Origin of the sequence: Metabacillus idriensis, from assembly GCF_050483325.1 — a bacterium.
GTDB lineage: Bacteria > Bacillota > Bacilli > Bacillales > Bacillaceae > Bacillus_P > Bacillus_P idriensis_A.
This window is the reverse complement of record NZ_JBCMYF010000031.1, coordinates 1-17,178: the sequence shown is the minus strand read 5'-3', so window position 1 is coordinate 17,178 and position 17,178 is coordinate 1. Positions and strand designations below refer to the sequence as shown.

Sequence of the window (17,178 nt, the reverse complement as noted above, 5' to 3'; positions counted from 1 at the left end):
GAGGCATATAGATGGAATTTCATAGTTTAAGAGGAGTTATTGATCAAAAATATACTGAGAAAGCCTGCTCGAGGTTAATAATGGGGACGGCTCACTTCTATCAATATGACAGCAGGCAGAAGGCATTCGATATGCTCGATGAGTACTTTAAAATAGGCGGAAATATGTTTGATATGGCGCATCAGTATATAGACAGCGAGGTTATCTTTGGAGAATGGCTCCATACGAAGGATCGCAGGGAGATTCATATTTTAACAAAAGGGGCACATCCTGATGATGGTGAACCAGGCCCCCGCGTAAATGCAGCAGCTATATCTAAAGATATCTCAGAAAGCTTAGAGCGATTGGGGACGGACTACATAGATTTTTATGCGCTTCATCGTGATGACGAAAGCATAGAGGTTGGCGTAATTATGGATGCGTTAAATCAGCATCTGGCTTCAGGTCAGCTTCATGCAATTGGGGCATCGAACTGGTCGCATAAGCGTATTCAGGAAGCGAATGAGTATGCGGCGGAACATGGATTAATAGGGTTTACGTTTAATAGTCCGAACTTGAGCCTTGCAAAATGCAGGGAACCAAGGTGGCCAGGCTGTATTTCAGTGGATGAGCACATGGAGAATTGGCACAAGGGCTCCCAGATGCCGCTGCTTTCATGGTCATCTCAGGCGGGGGGCTTCTTCAGCGGAAGATTTTCTCCTGATAGAAAAGACCATGAAGAAATGGTCCGTGTCTATTACTCCGAGGATAATTGGAAAAGGTATGAACGGGCTAAGGAGCTTGCTGAAGCCAAGGGTGTGTCGGCTATTCAAATCGCACTCGCTTATGTTTTAAACCAGCCTTTCCAAACGGCAGCCATCATAGGACCGGAAAATGCTGAAGAATTGAGTTCATCTGTAGCGGGTTCTACTATTAAACTGACGGCAGAAGAAATGAACTGGCTGAATTTGGTGGAACGGAAAGCAAGTGTTTAAGGAGAGGAGCGGTTCAAGGAATGAAACATAAATTCGCTGCCCAATTATATACGCTGCGAAATGAAATTCAGAATGATTTTCCAGGGACGTTAAGGGTGTTGAAAGAAATGGGCTTTGAAGCTGTTCAAATAGATGGCCTTTATGGGTATTCACCTGAGGAGATAGCGGGGGTTCTGAACGAAACAGGTCTAAAAACGGCTGGTATGCATGTTGGCTTAGACAGGCTGAAGCATGAGCTGGATGATGTATTAAAGGAAGCTGAACTGTTTCAAACAGAAGAAATCATTTTGCCGTATTTAGACGACCATTTGAAAAACGAAGAGGGATACATAAGCGTCAGAAAAGACCTGCTCGCCATCTCCGCAAAAGCAGTGCCGCAGGGGTTTCGAATCGGCTATCATCATCACGATTTTGAGTTCCAAACTCTAATTGATGGAGAATATGCACTGGATTATCTTCTTTCGCCAGCAGGCATTTTTCCTGAAATAGATACGTATTGGGTGAAAAAAGCTGGACTTGATCCATTAAGTTATATTCGCCGGTTTCCGCATCAAATGCCAATTCTGCATTTAAAGGATATGACGAGTGACGGAAAAGAAAGTTTTGCGGAAATAGGTGCAGGCTGCATCGATTTTGAACCGATTTTAAAGTGGGGAGAACAAAATGGTGCACAATGGTACGCGGTTGAACAGGATATTTGTGAAGGGAGCCCATTCGACAGCCTGGAGCAGAGCCTTGCCTATCTGATCAAACTGACAGCCAAATGGCAGACAAACGAGGGGTGACATTCATTTGAAAGAGATTGAAGTTGTACATGTCATATTTAAAACACATCTTGATATCGGCTTTACAGATTTAGCTGAAAACGTCACAAACCAATATATTCAATCCTATATACCGAAGGCTATTAACTTAAGCCGTGAGCTTGAGATGGAGAAAGGCAATGCAGGGTTTGTATGGACTACGGGCTCATGGCTCATTCATGAATACTTAAAACGGGCAAATGACGATGAACTAAAGGTCATGGAAGAGGCAATCTCTAAAGGGTATATCGCCTGGCACGGCCTTCCTTTCACAACACATACAGAATTGATGGACAAAAATCTGTTTGAGTACGGATTAACGATCTCGAAAAATCTTGATAAGAAATATGGGAAACAGACGATTGCGGGAAAAATGACGGATGTCCCGGGGCATACAAAGGCAATGATTCCTCTGCTCGCTGAAAGCGGAATCCGCTATTTGCACTTTGGCGTAAATCCAGCCTCGAAGGTCCCGTCCGTTCCTAATCTATTTGTATGGAAATCGGATGATGGATCTGATGTCATTGTCAATTATGCAGACAATTATGGGGATGTCTTAAAGATAGATGGATTGAATGAAGTGATGGTCTTTGCCCACACCGGCGACAATTGCGGACCGCCGTCGATAGAGGATATTAAACAAGAGTTTAATCAATTAAGCGAACGCTTCCCGAATGCCAGGATTATAGCGTCTACTATGGATGCCTTTGCAGAAAAACTTGCAGCAGTCAAGCATACACTTCCAGTTGTAAATGAAGAAATTGGCGATACATGGATTCACGGAGCGGGTACGGATCCGAAAAAAGTTGCGGATTATCGCGAGCTCGTCAGGCTTCGGAATACATGGATCACACAAGGCAGATTGGAAGAAGGCAGCGAAGAATGTAAAGAGTTCTCGGATTGGTTGTTATTAATTCCTGAACATACATGGGGCCTTGATGAAAAAAAGTATTTAAATGATTATAAACATTATTCAAAACAAGACTTTAAGTCGGCAAGAGAGCGCGATTTCATTTCAAAAGATGCGGTTCCTGATAAATACGGCTATATTGGTTCATTTGCGATGCATGAATTTGATAATATGTCCAAACAGCTCTTTTCAACTACATGGGAAAATAGAAGCTACAGCTTATTTGAAAGCTCTTGGAAGGAGCAAAGGGGGTTCCTTCAGAAGGCTGCGGGAGCACTTTCTACTGACAAACAACAGGAAGTGAAAGCGGCATTTGAAGCCTTAAAGCCCGTTAAAAAGAACGTAAATGGATACGGGGAAATGAGGACAGGCGCTGTTTATTCACTTGGGGAGTTCCAAGTATCTTTCTCAGATGATGGCTCCATTTCACGATTAATTGATCAATCAGGTAAAGAATGGACAAATCCAGAACAGCGTCTTGGTGTCTTTTCCTATGAATCCTTCGGGGTTGAAAATTACCAGACTTGGTTTAAGCAATATGTAGAAAATCTTGATCAAACGTACCGCTGGTCTGAAGCAGACCAAGGGAAGCCGGGCATGGAACTGGTTCAGCCGATTCCTGTTCACTCACTCTATCGCCCTGAATTAATCTCACTTAAAAAACAGCAGTCATCTGCGTGTGATAGTGTCTTTGTTCAGCTCCGTCTGCCTGCTAAAGCTGCAGAGGTATACGGTGCACCAAGAGAGATTGAAGTGATCTACACATTTTTAAAAGGTGATCAAGCAATTGAGGTTGAATTGAACTGGTTTGAAAAAGATGCAAACAGGCTTCCTGAAGCGCTTTGGTTCTCCTTCTCCCTGCAGGTGGATAATCCGAATCTCTGGAAAATGGATAAGATGGGCATCATGATTTCTCCGCATGAGGTCGTAAAAAACGGAAACCGCAATCTTCACGGGGTTCAGTCGGGGCTTACTTATCATGGTGCAGATGGATGGGCTGTTATTGAAACGATGGATGCCCCTCTTGTGTCTCCGGGAGAGAAACGATTATTGCAGCTGGATAATAAGACTCCGAACTTAGAGAACGGCTTTCATTTTAATTTATACAACAATGTATGGGGGACGAATTTTCCAATGTGGTACGAAGAAGATGCTAAATTCAGATTTTCATTGAAACTTCATTCCTATGAAAAATAAGAAGGGGCGTGCGTATATGGGCAAGCTTACGATTGGAATTATCGGAATTGGGAGGATTGGAAAACTGCATGCGGAAAATCTGCTGCGTCATCCTCTGGCAGCGGTCAAAAGCATTTCAGATGTGAGGGCTGAATCACTGAAGGAATGGGCATCTTCTGCTGGAATCACCCATGTTACAACGGACTATCGGGAGCTGTTAACTGATTCAGAGATTGATGCGGTTTTTATTTGCTCCCCGACAAGCACTCACACGGATATTATCAAGGAAGCTGCGAATGCCGGGAAGCATATCTTTTGTGAAAAGCCGATCAGTTTAAACTATGACCATTCATTGAATGCATTAGAGGCTGTTGAAGAAGCGGGCGTGAAGCTGCAAGTGGGCTTTAACAGGAGGTTTGACCATAACTTTAAAAAAATCTATGAAACTGTGAAATCTGGCACGATTGGTGCCCCGCATATTGTGAAAATCACATCCCGTGATCCTGAACCTCCGTCAGAACAATACATCCAGACATCCGGCGGCATGTTCATGGATATGTCCATTCACGATTTTGATATGGCCCGGTATGTAACCGGCAGTGAAGTAGAGGAAGTGTATGTTCAAGGAGCAAGCCTCATTGACCCTGTTTTTTCTGAATATGGAGATACAGATACGGCCGTCATGACACTGAAATTTTCAAACGGAGCGATCGGAGTGATTGATAACAGCCGGAAAGCCGTCTATGGGTATGATCAAAGAGTTGAAGTTTTCGGATCCCTCGGTTCAGCAGCTGTGCAGAATGATTTGCCGACAACAATTGAAATCAGTACATCAGAAGGTGTTTACCGCGATAAACCAAAGCACTTTTTCCTTGAACGGTATCAGGACTCATATGTTCAAGAGATTAATGCTTTTATAGATTCGATTCTGTCGGACAGTCCTATTGCGTGCAGCGGACTGGATGGCTTGAAGGCAGAACAGATCGCAAAAGCAGCGAAAGAATCCTATGAAACCGGAAAACCTGTAAAGCTCGAATCTGGTATTCAAGCAAAAAGATAGAAGATAGGAGGAACAGAATGAACACCATACGTTTAACGATGGCACAGGCTCTTGTAAGATTTCTGGATCAGCAATATATCATGATTGATGAGAACGAAACGAAATTCTTTAAAGGTGTTATGGGCATTTTCGGACACGGGAATGTAACCGGGATTGGTGAAGCGCTCGAAAGAGAAGAGCACGGTTTAACGTTTATTCAAGGGAAAAATGAACAAGGCATGGTGCACGCAGCAACTGCCTATGCGAAACAAAAAAACCGGTTAGAAGCATTTGCCTGCACAACTTCGATTGGACCTGGGGCATTAAACATGGTTACAGCTGCCGGGACGGCGACAGTAAATCGAATACCTGTCTTGCTCCTGCCTGGTGATACGTTTGCCTGCCGTCAGCCTGATCCCGTTCTTCAGCAAATCGAAGATTCATCCGATTATACCATTTCGGCAAACGATGCCTTTAAGCCTGTAAGCAAGTATTGGGACCGGATTACCCGGCCGGAGCAGCTTATGACAGCTGCCCTGCAGGCGATGCGGGTGTTGACTGATCCTGCTGAAACAGGTGCTGTAACCCTTTGTCTTCCGCAGGATGTGCAAACTGAAGCCTATGATTATCCTTCTGAATTTTTTCGAAAGCGCATTCATTATGTAGACCGGTTAAGCCTTTCACCTGCCGCGTTAAAAAGAGCCGCTGAGTTAATCTCAGTTAAGAAAAACCCGATTATCATTGCTGGCGGCGGTGTTCATTATTCGTTTGCAGCGGGCGCTCTGGCTGAATTTGCCGAGAAATTTCATATTCCAGTCACTGAAACGCAGGCCGGGAAAAGCGCGCTTCCTTGGGATCATCCGCTAAATGCAGGTGCAATTGGGGTAACGGGGTCTTTATCTGCCAATCGGCTGGCCAGAGAGGCGGATCTCATTATCGCGGTAGGCACTAGGCTTGCGGATTTCCCTACCTCTTCTAAGCAAGCTTTTCAGCATCCTGAGGCGGTACTAATCGGAATTAATGTGAATTCAATGGATGCAATGAAAATGGATGGCTTATCTGTCGTTGCGGATGCAAAGACAGCGTTGCAGGCGATAAGCGAAGAGCTGGAAAAGCATCATTACATGTCGGGGCATAGCTTGGAGAGGCTGGCTTCTTTAAAATTTGAATGGGACAGAGAAGTGGATCGGCTATTTGAGCAGGATCATGAAGCAGGCTTGTCACAAACGAGGGTTTTAGGAGAACTGACTCAGTTATTGGATGATCAATCTGTCATTGTCGGAGCGGCGGGCAGCTTGCCTGGTGACTTGCATCGTGTCTGGAGAAGCAAAACGCCGAAGGACTACCATCTGGAATACGGGTTTTCATGTATGGGGTACGAGGTTTCAGGCGCATTTGGCGTGAAGCTTGCTGAACCTGATAAAGAAGTATACGCCATGTGCGGAGACGGCAGTTTTCTCATGCTGCATTCCGAGCTTTTGACAAGCATACAGGAACACAAGAAAATTACGATTCTATTATTTGATAACAACGGCTTTCAGTGCATCCATAATTTGCAGCGCGGACACGGAAGCGATGGGTTTGGAAATGAGTTCAGATACCGCTCAGGTGAATCCAATCTATTAGCGGATGATTATCTGACGATTGATTTTGCGAAGTATGCAGAAGCTCTTGGCGTAAAAGCATACTCTGTTTCTGCTGTTGATGAATTACAGGCTGCTATAAAGCAATCTAAAGAAGAAACCGTTTCTACTTTAATTCATATGAAAGTCATTCCGGGAACGAACACGGATGGCTATGAGTCCTGGTGGCGGGTTGATGTTCCTGAGGTTTCAGCCAGTGAAAAGGTGATTGAGTCGCATAAAGAAATGAAAGAAAACGTGAAGCTTGCAAAGAAATATTAAATCGTTTGAGAGGTGGAAGAATGAGAGAAGCATTTCCGTTTAAACTGGGAATATCAGCAATAAACTGGGCCAATGAAGATGTGCTTAGACTTGGAGACCATTATTCAGGAGAAACCATCCTGAGCGAGATGGCGTCATTAGGGTATGCAGGCACAGAAATGAGCCGCAAGTTCCCGAGTCATGTACAGTCTTTAAAAGCACTGCTTGATCATAAAGGGATGAGCCTTGCCTCACAGTGGAAAGGCGTCCTCTTTTCAGATGCTGCAAGACATGAAGCGGAACTCGAAAGCTACCGGAAGCATGTTCTCTTTTTAAAAGAAATGGGCTGCAAAACGATTGTCACGTGTGAGCTCGGAGGTTCCACTATCGGTGACCCCAGACGAGGAAAAAATGAGGCGGATGTCCGACCGCTGACAGATCAGGAATGGAATGCAATGATTGATGGCCTTGAGAAGGCCGGTCAAATTTGCCGAGAACATGACATGCAGTTAGTGTATCACTATCATATGGGAACAAATGTTGAATCCAAAGAACAAATCGATCGTCTGATGCAGGAATCCGATCCGGAGCTTGTTCACTTGTTATTTGACAGCGGCCATGCCTATTATGCGGGGGCTGAACCCATGGAGATTCTTGCGGAATATGCAGATCGAATTAAGCATGTTCATCTGAAGGACGTAAGAAAGAATGTACTGGAACATGTCAGAAGCGAAGGGATCGATTTTAAAACTTCTGTTCTTGCAAATGTTTTTACTGTACCGGGAGACGGAATCCTGGATTTTAAGCCAATATTGGAATGGCTGAAGGACCAAGAATACAGCGGATGGGTCATTATTGAAGCAGAGCAGGATCCTGATGAGAAAAATCCATATACCTATGCAAGACTTTCCAAACAATATATCGATCGCATTTGGAAGGAATTAAAGCAGTGAAGGGGGAGAAATCAAAATGAAGAAGTTAATGGTTCCAAGCCATCAGCCGGATCAAAATGGGCGTGTATTATGCATTACACCGCAAAGTGCTGATTGGGAATATGTTGGATTTGAAATCTATCAATTGAAGGCAGGACAAACATTAAAACTGGCAACTGAAGACCAGGAAGCATGCCTCGTTTTTCTGAGAGGAAAAGCAAATGTCAGTACACATGAAGTGTCGTGGGAAAATGTCGGCAAACGAATGAGTATCTTCGAAAAGATTCCGCCCTTCTCCGTTTATGTTCCTTCAGAAGACGAAGTGACAGTTGCAGCAGCGACCGACCTTGAGCTTGCCGTATGCAAAGCGCCTGGAAAAGGTACATACAAAGCCAGGCTCATCAGACCTGAAGATGTGGGAGTGGAAATAAGAGGTTCGGGCAATATGGAACGTCTGATCCATAATATTTTGCCTGAACAAAAAGAGGCAGACAGCTTGCTTGTTGTAGAAGTGTTTACACCAGAAGGGAATTGGTCGAGCTACCCACCGCATAAACATGATCAAAATAATTTGCCGGAAGAATCATATCTGGAAGAAACGTATTACCACCGTGTGAGTCCGGAAAACGGCTTTATTATCCAGAGAGTCTATACAGATGACCGAAGCATAAATGAAACCATGGCGGTCAGCAGCGGCGATGCAGTTATGGTTCCAGAGGGCTACCATCCTGTGAGCACGCCGCCCGGATATGAAGGCTATTACTTAAATGTCATGGCAGGACCAATCCGCACATGGAAGTTCCATAATGATCCCGAGCATGAATGGCTCATGCCGAAAAAATAAGAACAAGGGGTGAAACAATGACTCTACTAACCTTTGACCCGAATCGATCGCTTGATTTTATCGGTGTTGGCAGACTTTGCATCGATTTGAATGCAAATGAAATCAATCGTCATATGGAAGAAACCCGTACCTTTACGAAATATGTTGGCGGTTCTCCTGCCAATATTTCAATCGGCATGTCAAGACTCGGCAAAAAAACCGGCTTCATTGGGCGGGTTGCCGATGACCAGATGGGGCGGTTTATTGTTCAGTATTTAAAAGAGAATCAAATAGACACTTCAAATGTCATCACAGATAAAAGCGGAAGTGTGACAGGCCTTGCTTTTACTGAGATTAAAAGTCCTGAAGACTGCAGCATTCTATTATACAGAGATAATGCCGCGGATTTAAAGCTAGAACCTCAGGATATAAGAGAAGATTATATCAAACAGGCTAAATCACTCTTAATCTCAGGAACTGCTTTAGCGAAAAGCCCATCAAGAGAAGCGGTTTTCTTGGTGTTAGAGTATGCGAGAAAGCATGGAGTCATTGTATTCTTTGATATCGATTACCGTCCATATACTTGGACTTCTCAAGATGAAACGGCAATCTATTACAATCTTGCTGCCGAAAAGTGTGATGTGATCATCGGCACCCGGGAAGAATTTGATATGATGGAACAATTTGAACAGAGAACAGAGGCAAATGACTGGCAGACGGCAAAGAAATGGTTCGATTATCACGCAAAAATCGTCGTGATTAAGCACGGAAAAGATGGCTCCATCGCTTATACAAAAGATGGCGGCTCTTTTGAAGGTTCTGCATTTCCTGCAAATGTGATCAAAACCTTCGGTGCCGGCGATTCATATGCAGCAGGGCTGATTTATGGATTGATGAAGGGCTGGAAGCTTCCAAAAGCAATGGAATATGGAAGCGCAGCAGCTGCAATTGTCATCTCAAGCCACAGCTGTTCCGATGCGATGCCGACTGAAGAACAGGTCGACCGGTTTATTAAGAAGCATAGACAGAGCGAAACCGTTTAAGAGAGGGGAGAAAAGAATGACAACAAGTACTCATATTCAAACACTTAAAAATTACATAGGAGGCCAGTGGATCGAATCATTATCCTCACAGACCCTGCCGGTGCCTAACCCCGCAACAGATGAAGTCATGGCATTCGTTCCTCTTTCTGCCAAGGAAGATCTTGATTATGCTGTTAAAACAGCTGAAGCGGCATTTGAAAACTGGAGTCAGACTCCTGTGCCCAAAAGAGCGCGCATTCTATTTAAATATCAGCAGCTTCTTGTTGATCACTGGGACGAGCTCGCTCTATTAATCACAAAAGAAAACGGGAAAAGCTATAAGGAAGCATACGGAGAAGTGCAGCGAGGAATTGAATGCGTGGAATTTGCCGCTGGAGCTCCAACTCTCATGATGGGGAAACAGCTTCCTGATATTGCTTCAAATATCGAATCAGGCATGTTCCGCTATCCTGTTGGAGTTGTAGGAGGAATTACTCCTTTTAACTTTCCGATGATGGTCCCTTGCTGGATGTTTCCGCTGGCAATCGCATGCGGAAATACCTTTGTCCTGAAGCCGTCTGAGAGAACACCGCTATTAGCAAACCGATTAGCTGAGTTATTTAAAGAAGCCGGACTTCCTGATGGGGTTTTCAATCTTGTTCATGGTGCACATGATGTCGTGAATGGCATGCTCGAACATCCTGGCATTCCGGCCATTTCCTTTGTAGGCTCTCAGCCTGTTGCCGAACATGTTTATAAAACGGCAGCAGCAAACGGAAAGCGGGTGCAGGCATTAGCAGGAGCAAAAAACCACAGTATCGTCATGCCTGATGCGAAGCTTGACGAAGCAGTCAGACAGATTGTCAATGCTGCTTACGGCTCTGCAGGCGAAAGATGCATGGCCTGCTCAGTAGTTGTTGCTGTTGGGGATGTAGCGGATGAACTCATTGGAAAGCTGGTTCAGCATGCAAATAAAATAAAAATAGGAAACGGGCTTGATGAAGAAGTGTTCTTAGGGCCCGTTATCCGTAAAGAACACAAAGAACGGACAGAGCGGTATATCGAAGCCGGTGAGGATGAAGGGGCAATCTTGATCCGTGATGGCCGAAAGGATACGGCCGAATCAAATGGTTATTTTATCGGCCCTACCATCTTTGATAAAGTCACAACTGATATGAAGATCTGGAAAGAAGAAATTTTTGCACCCGTATTATCGATTGTTCGGGTTAAGGATTTAAAAGAAGCCATCGAGCTATCCAACAAATCCGACTTTGGAAATGGAGCCTGTTTGTTTACCCAGGACGGCAGCAGCGTTCGCTATTTCAGAGAAAAAATTCAAGCTGGAATGCTTGGAGTCAACATTGGAGTTCCGGCTCCGATGGCTTTCTTCCCGTTCTCTGGCTGGAAAAACTCTTTCTATGGAGACCTCCATGCAAATGGTTCAGATGGAGTGGAATTTTACACGAAAAGAAAAATGGTAACGGCTCATTGGGGTATGTAAGGTCCGAAGATTCCTTGAGAAACTGAAAAAAGAAAGGACGAGAATAAATAGGTTCTCGTTCTTTTATTTGCTCCAACCATCAGGAGCTATCATTCTCCATTTGGAATGATGTTTATTGCATGCAAGTGAATCAATCTGAAGATTGGAGTTGTATAAGAGTATACTAGGCACTATCATTAATCTTATACAAAAGATTTAATGGGATGGTGGGGGAAAATGAACATTGGAGTCGATTTAGGCGGTACAAACATCCGGGTGGCAGTGATAGATGATAATGGAAGTATTATAGAAGAGCTTGGTTGTTCTACAGAAGTGCGGAATGGACCTCATAGGGCTATTGAGAAGATCATTGTCATGATTCAGGGGCTGCAGGCAAGGCATGCTGTTCAAGCTGTTGGCATTGGGGCACCTGGACCGCTGGATGCGAAGAATGGGATTATTATAGAACCGCCCAATCTTCCGGGCTGGCAAAATATCGAATTGACAAAAACAATTGCGTCGGCCGTTGATTTGCCGGTGTATCTTGAAAACGATGCCAATGCGGCTGCACTTGCAGAAGCACTGATCGGTGCTGGCAAAAAAGCAGACAGTGTCTTTTACATTACCGTTTCTACAGGAGTCGGAGGGGGATATGTATATGACGGCAAGGTTATTTCAGGTGCTCAGGGAAACTGCGGAGAGATTGGAAATATGATAGTAGATCCCCATGCAATCGGTGCTCCAAACCTTAATAAGGGAGCATTAGAGGCTCTTGCAAGCGGGACGGCAATCGGGAGAAAAGCGGAGTCTGTCTTTGGGCCGGGCCATGGTGCTAAAGAGGTGTTCCTGCTTGCTAAAGAAGGCAATCAGGAGGCAGCAGCAATCATTGATGAAGCCCTTAACTACTTGGCCATTGGGATAGCCAATATCGTTCATACTTTAAATCCAGAAGTTATTGTTCTTGGCGGCGGAGTCATGAAATCTAAAGACTTAATGCTGGATCCATTAAAGGGGAAAGTGCTTCCTCTTTTATATCCCAGTCTTAGACCGCATTTGAAAGTAGAGCTTGCATCTTTGGATCAGAAGGCTGGAGTTGTAGGAGCTGCGATGGTTCCTGGACAGTACCTATAAGGATGTTTGCAGTGCTGATATGAAAAATAAAAAAGATGGCTGGAATTAATAAATCTCCAGCCATCTTTTTTAATTATCGAACGATCATATCCTTCTTGCTGCTTTTATTCCCAGCCTTATCTTCTGCATACACAGATAATGTGGTTCCTTTTTTCTGTGCTTTAATCTTCACTCTGTATACTCCTGATTTTGAACGTACAGTAGTTTTTCCAAGGCTTGCAGTCCCATTATAGACATATACCGTTGAGCCAATTTCCGCTTTTCCTGTCACAAATGTAGATCGTGAAGAAAGTTTCTTTACGGCAGGCGTCTTAGGTGCTGTTTGATCAGCGACTTTCATGATGAGTATCGGGCTTCTGTTCCCTTTATCTTTTACGGAATAGAGGAATAGAATGGATCTTGCTTTTTGTTTCTCTTTAAGCGTGATGGAGAAGCTGCCGCTGCTGTCCGCTACTGCGGTACCAATAGTTTTACCGCGATTTTTCAAATAGACGGTTGAGCCGGCATCTGCTTTTCCGGTAATAACAGTGGTATTATCGCCTACTGTGGTTACTGTTGGTTTTGCAGGCATTGTTTTTTTAGTAACTTCTACAGTAGTCGAAGGACTTTGGTTGCCGGCTGCATCCTTCGTATAAATGGTAAGAAGAGTTCCGGAAGTTAGTTTCGTTTTGATATCTGCTGAAAAGTCTCCTGTGCTATTTGCTTTTGCTTCTCCAAGAACAGCAGTTCCATTTTTAACAGTAACAGCAGAGTTAGCTTCCGCTTTACCAGTAACAACCGTTTGATTGTCAGCTACTGGATCAACAGTAGGCTTATCTGGAGCTGTTTTATCCACTACTTGAATTGAAACAATTGCACTTTGATTGCCAGCCGCGTCTTTTGCATAGATGGAGAGAGTGGCCCCAGCTTTTTGCTTTGTTTTAATGTCTGCTGAAAATACCCCAGCACTATTTGTTTTTGCTTCCCCAAGAGCAGTGGTTCCGTTTTTAACAGTGATGGTAGAATTAGCTTCGGCTTTACCAGTAACAATCGTTTGATTGTCAGCTACTGGATCAACTGTAGGTTTAGCAGGTGCCGTTTTATCTGCTACCTGAACAGAAGCCGCTGCACTTAGGTTGCCAGCCGCGTCCTTTGCATAGATGGAGAGAGTGGTCCCGGCTTTTTGCTTTGTTTTGATGTCTGCTGAAAATACCCCAGCATTATTTGTTTTTGTTTCGCTAAGAGTGATAGTTCCATTTTTAACAGTAACAGTAGAGTTAGCTTCCGCTTTACCAGTAACAACCGTTTGATTGTCGGCAACTGGATCAACTGTAGGTTTAGCGGGTGCCGTTTTATCCGCTACTTGAACAGAAACCGCTGCACTTAGGTTGCCAGCCGCGTCTTTTGCATAGATGGAGAGAGTGGTCCCGGCTTTTTGTTTTGTTTTGATATCTGCTGAAAATTCTCCGGCATTATTTGTTTTTGTTTCGCCAAGAATTATAGTTCCATTTTTAACAGTAACAGCAGAGTTAGCTTCCGCTTTACCAGTAACAATCGTTTGATTGTCAGCTACTGGATCAACAGCGGGTTTATCTGGAGCCGTTTTATCTGCTACCTGAACAGAAACCGCTGCACTTTGATTGCCAGCCGCATCCTTTGCATAAATGGAAAGAGTGGTTCCGGCTTTTTGCTTTGTTTTAATGTCTGCTGCAAATTCTCCAGCATTATTTGTTTTTGTTTCGCCAAGAATTATAGTTCCATTTTTAACAGCAACAGCAGAGTTAGCTTCCGCTTTACCAGTTACGATTGTTTGATTGTCACCTATAGGATCAACTGCAGGAATAGCAGGAGCGGTTTTATCTTGTACTTTTATTGTTATTTCGCTGCTCTTATTGCCGGCAGCATCTTCTGAGTAGAGGATAAGTGTTGTTCCGGCAGGTTGTTTGGCAATTGCTGCACTAAAAATACCAGATGAATTTGCAGCGGCAAGGCCGAGAGCTGTGCTGCCTTTTTTTACATATACCTTAGAACCGGCTTCTGCTTTTCCGGTAACAGCTGTTTGATTGTCGCCGACTGGATTCACCTGTGGTACGGGCGGTGCTGTCCGATCTTGAACGATGACAGTTAATTCTTGGCTATTGTTGCCGGCTGCATCTGCTGCGTAGACTTTCAATTCAGTACCGGCCTGCTGTACTTGAATGCCAACACTGAATTCGCCGGTTTCATTTGCAAAATCGTTTCCAAGTGTTTCTGTTCCTTTTTTTACATAGATCATTGCGTTAGGTTCTGCTGTTCCTGAGACTGCATGATCGTGGTCTGAAACTGGATTGACGGCAGGTGCTGCAGGTGCAGCAGTGTCTTGCTCTTCACCGCTGATGAAGGTATAAGTGACGTCGGTTCCTTTATCTGCAGGAATATCCGCTGTATTTGTCTTTTTTACAAGGGCTCCGCCACCTCTTAGATAGGTAGAGGATCCTCCGTAAACTCTTTCACTTAAGGCGTCAAAAGCCGGTTCGCCTTTGAAGCCATATTCACCTGTTTTGTTTTTTAATAATAAGGCTCCGCGGAAATTCGTCATAAATTCACCGAAGCTGAGTGCTGGATCAATGTATTTTTGTACCGCATTTTCAACTGCACGGTAGTCGCTGTTTGGATCTTTTAGAATATCCTTGAAAATACGATTTCCCTGATTAGCCTGAATTCTTACGTATTGCCCGAATAAATAGGAAAGGGAATAGTTTGACAAGGTATCACCATATCGATCCCAGTATAAGAGAGAGTGTCCATTTTTAATAGAATTGGATGCATTATAGTAATCAATTCGGCTGGTTAAAGCCTGTCCTGTGTAGATTTGTTCTGCTGCCATTGAAAGAGCTTCATTCAGCCATGTATCCATGTTTGTATTTCCTTCAATGAACACATTCTGATTGTAATTGACCATGTGCTGAAATTCATGGGCCAGTGTTTCATAAGAATTTTCTACAGCTTTATAAGAACTCATTCCCATTAACGGATAGGTATCAATGTAGAAAATCTCTGATTGATTCGAGTGGGTCATATTGTACAGATCGCCGCCATAGAAGTAGCCGCCAATATAGCCGCCGCTGCCTGTAAAGCCATCCTGGATATCAAAAACTAAAATATTGATCTTTCCATCCCCATTTACATCTGATTCAGGGGCAAAATGGCTGACGACTGCAGGGTGGATGCTGCTGTCAAATTCGTCAGACAGCTTTTTGGCATCAGCGGCAGAAATCTGATTATCATGCACCCATATGTTTGTTTTTGAACCACTGTGCAACAAGGATGCATGAATTTGATAATCCTGATTGTTACTGAAATTTGTTACCCAAAACGGTTTTTGATCTCCTGTCTGGTAATCTGGCATTTTCTCAGTCTGCTGTTTGGAGAACATTTTGTCTTTGTTTTTCTTGATGTTAAAAGGTTTATCTGCATCGATTTGATAGGCGCCAAGATCCAATTTTTTATCAAAGGTATATTTCTCATTGTTGATTTGGAAAGAACCAGTGCTTTGGGATCCTTCTGCATAAGTTGATTCATTGCTGATAATGACGTAATCATCAGAACCGGAGTCGCCCGTAAAATCCGGATTTTTCACTTTGAATCTTGCAGTATCTGAATAATAGGTGTCACTTAAGGAATTGGAAGTACCTACCCTGACATAAACATACTCTTCTTCTGCGTATAAAGATTTTGGCAGAGTCACACTTAAAGTAAGGGTGCCGCTAAAGGATAGATAGAAATAAGCCTGGGTCAAATACGTCAATGAACCATTATCTTCTTTATAAAACTCAAGCGTAGTATAAGGTTCTTGACCGCTGTATGCATCTATCTGGTAGAGCAGTGAAAGCTTTAATTCATCTGAAAGACTCGTTAATGAATTAAATGTAAATGAATGAAAAGCGCTGAAGCTGTCTACTAAAGTACCGATGTAATCGTTGTTTTCCACGAGAGGATAATCATCCGGATTATAGGAAGCACTCTTGCCGGATTTTTCTTTTCTTGGTTTTTCATCAGCGTTTAATTCAGCTGTAAGTTTCTTGGGTGTTTCTGCGTGGACATAGCCAGTGGTAAGCGGTCCTGCTAAAAGAAAGCCAATGATCAGCAAACTAATAAACTTCTTCATGAAAATTTCTCCCTGCCATTTAGGTATAAAAACATAGGTAAATAAGATTATTATAACTTTAGTAGTTTACTATATTTTCCCTGTGAATTTGCAACTTAAGAAGGATAAATTATTCGACATATGTTGGTTTTTGTCGAAAGGAGTTAACATTGGATTGTAATATTTAAATTTATCTATTAAGATAAGAAAATATTGATTATGAGAGGAATGAACTATAAATGAAGAATATATTAACATTTTTGCTTTCTTTAGCACTAGTCCTTGGTTTTTCTTTTACAGCAGCAGATACCGTTGATGCAAAGGCTAAAGCGAAAACGTACAAAAACTGCACAGAATTGAACAAAGATTATAAGGGCGGAGTCGCACAGTCTTCTAAAGTAAAAAATAAAGGCGGAAAAACGAAATACAAACCGTTTGTTTCAAAAGATCTGTATAATGCAAATACAAAGAGTGACCGTGATAAAGATTTAATTGCTTGTGAGAAGTGAACGTGTTTGTTGAGAGGCTCGGACATAACAATCATCTCCTGAATGAAAGCCGAACATTGAAGTGTGCGAAAACCATTTAAAAAAATGGCTATTTTCGCATAGATTGTTGTCTTTCATGATAAATAATGTCCGTTCCTTTCCGCTGCAGGAACTTGCTTTCCGCGGGGAGCGTGGAAGCCTCCTCGGCGAGCCTGCGGGGTCTTCCATTTCGCTCTATTCTCCCGCAGGAGTCAAGTTTATCCGCTGCAATCCACTTAAGGTTTCTACCATTTTGTCAAAGAAAAAAATCCGAACTAAAACGAAATTCAAGTTGGAATTTCACATAATAGTTCGGATTTTTCTTTGGTTGGAAACCTTTTGTCCCAGCCTCCTTCTTACGATTAGTCAAGTG

General features: G+C 43.3%; 12 protein-coding genes. 11 read left to right on the top strand and 1 reads right to left on the bottom strand.

The window, feature by feature from the left end:
* Nucleotides 1-11: 11 nt before the first annotated feature.
* The 10 genes from ABEQ24_RS17415 to ABEQ24_RS17370 all read left to right on the top strand — a co-directional run bounded on the left by ABEQ24_RS17415 (nucleotide 12) and on the right by ABEQ24_RS17370 (nucleotide 12,173).
* The gene (locus tag ABEQ24_RS17415; RefSeq protein ID WP_430007977.1) at nucleotides 12-974 is read left to right on the top strand and encodes an aldo/keto reductase; all 963 of its coding nucleotides are present in this window, start codon (nucleotides 12-14) and stop codon (nucleotides 972-974) included.
* A 20-nt stretch (nucleotides 975-994) separates the two neighbouring features.
* Nucleotides 995-1,759: a sugar phosphate isomerase/epimerase family protein gene (locus tag ABEQ24_RS17410; RefSeq protein WP_430007976.1), complete on the top strand. Its 765-nt coding sequence runs from the start codon at nucleotides 995-997 to the stop codon at nucleotides 1,757-1,759.
* A gap of 7 nt (nucleotides 1,760-1,766) precedes the next feature.
* Nucleotides 1,767-3,884, top strand: a complete 2,118-nt coding sequence (locus ABEQ24_RS17405; RefSeq protein ID WP_430007975.1) for a DUF5054 domain-containing protein — start codon at nucleotides 1,767-1,769, stop codon at nucleotides 3,882-3,884.
* A 16-nt stretch (nucleotides 3,885-3,900) separates the two neighbouring features.
* Nucleotides 3,901-4,923 (top strand): inositol 2-dehydrogenase, encoded by a 1,023-nt coding sequence (gene iolG / locus ABEQ24_RS17400; RefSeq protein ID WP_430007974.1) that lies wholly within the window; start codon nucleotides 3,901-3,903, stop codon nucleotides 4,921-4,923.
* A gap of 17 nt (nucleotides 4,924-4,940) precedes the next feature.
* Nucleotides 4,941-6,806 (top strand): 3D-(3,5/4)-trihydroxycyclohexane-1,2-dione acylhydrolase (decyclizing), encoded by a 1,866-nt coding sequence (gene iolD / locus ABEQ24_RS17395; RefSeq protein WP_430007973.1) that lies wholly within the window; start codon nucleotides 4,941-4,943, stop codon nucleotides 6,804-6,806.
* A 20-nt stretch (nucleotides 6,807-6,826) separates the two neighbouring features.
* Entirely contained in the window at nucleotides 6,827-7,738 is a 912-nt protein-coding gene (gene iolE, locus ABEQ24_RS17390) for a myo-inosose-2 dehydratase (protein ID WP_430007972.1), read from the top strand.
* A 16-nt stretch (nucleotides 7,739-7,754) separates the two neighbouring features.
* On the top strand, nucleotides 7,755-8,561 hold the full coding sequence (iolB, locus tag ABEQ24_RS17385; RefSeq protein ID WP_430007971.1) for a 5-deoxy-glucuronate isomerase: 807 nt from the start codon (nucleotides 7,755-7,757) through the stop codon (nucleotides 8,559-8,561).
* A 17-nt stretch (nucleotides 8,562-8,578) separates the two neighbouring features.
* Nucleotides 8,579-9,583, top strand: coding sequence for a 5-dehydro-2-deoxygluconokinase (gene iolC / locus ABEQ24_RS17380; RefSeq protein ID WP_430007970.1), 1,005 nt, complete (start codon nucleotides 8,579-8,581; stop codon nucleotides 9,581-9,583).
* Nucleotides 9,584-9,599: 16 nt separating this feature from the next.
* Entirely contained in the window at nucleotides 9,600-11,063 is a 1,464-nt protein-coding gene (locus tag ABEQ24_RS17375; RefSeq protein WP_430007969.1) for a CoA-acylating methylmalonate-semialdehyde dehydrogenase, read from the top strand.
* A 216-nt stretch (nucleotides 11,064-11,279) separates the two neighbouring features.
* Nucleotides 11,280-12,173: an ROK family protein gene (locus ABEQ24_RS17370; protein WP_430007968.1), complete on the top strand. Its 894-nt coding sequence runs from the start codon at nucleotides 11,280-11,282 to the stop codon at nucleotides 12,171-12,173.
* Between the two features lie 73 nt (nucleotides 12,174-12,246).
* Here ABEQ24_RS17370 and ABEQ24_RS17365 read toward each other — a convergent pair whose 3' ends face one another.
* Nucleotides 12,247-16,299: an Ig-like domain-containing protein gene (locus ABEQ24_RS17365; RefSeq protein WP_430007967.1), complete on the bottom strand. Its 4,053-nt coding sequence runs from the start codon at nucleotides 16,297-16,299 to the stop codon at nucleotides 12,247-12,249.
* Nucleotides 16,300-16,517: 218 nt separating this feature from the next.
* Here ABEQ24_RS17365 and ABEQ24_RS17360 point away from each other — a divergent pair, with 218 nt between their 5' ends.
* Nucleotides 16,518-16,787 (top strand): excalibur calcium-binding domain-containing protein, encoded by a 270-nt coding sequence (locus tag ABEQ24_RS17360; protein WP_430007966.1) that lies wholly within the window; start codon nucleotides 16,518-16,520, stop codon nucleotides 16,785-16,787.
* Nucleotides 16,788-17,178: the final 391 nt, after the last annotated feature.

Bases quoted from the DNA above. Each gene is read 5' to 3' on its own strand.
- ABEQ24_RS17415 (WP_430007977.1), top strand. From the start codon at position 12: ATGGAATTTCATAGTTTAAGAGGAGTTATTGATCAAAAATATACTGAG.
- ABEQ24_RS17410 (WP_430007976.1), top strand. From the start codon at position 995: ATGAAACATAAATTCGCTGCCCAATTATATACGCTGCGAAATGAAATT.
- iolG (WP_430007974.1), top strand. From the start codon at position 3,901: ATGGGCAAGCTTACGATTGGAATTATCGGAATTGGGAGGATTGGAAAA.
- iolD (WP_430007973.1), top strand. From the start codon at position 4,941: ATGAACACCATACGTTTAACGATGGCACAGGCTCTTGTAAGATTTCTG.
- iolE (WP_430007972.1), top strand. From the start codon at position 6,827: ATGAGAGAAGCATTTCCGTTTAAACTGGGAATATCAGCAATAAACTGG.
- iolB (WP_430007971.1), top strand. From the start codon at position 7,755: ATGAAGAAGTTAATGGTTCCAAGCCATCAGCCGGATCAAAATGGGCGT.
- iolC (WP_430007970.1), top strand. From the start codon at position 8,579: ATGACTCTACTAACCTTTGACCCGAATCGATCGCTTGATTTTATCGGT.
- ABEQ24_RS17375 (WP_430007969.1), top strand. From the start codon at position 9,600: ATGACAACAAGTACTCATATTCAAACACTTAAAAATTACATAGGAGGC.
- ABEQ24_RS17370 (WP_430007968.1), top strand. From the start codon at position 11,280: ATGAACATTGGAGTCGATTTAGGCGGTACAAACATCCGGGTGGCAGTG.
- ABEQ24_RS17365 (WP_430007967.1), bottom strand. From the start codon at position 16,299: ATGAAGAAGTTTATTAGTTTGCTGATCATTGGCTTTCTTTTAGCAGGA.
- ABEQ24_RS17360 (WP_430007966.1), top strand. From the start codon at position 16,518: ATGAAGAATATATTAACATTTTTGCTTTCTTTAGCACTAGTCCTTGGT.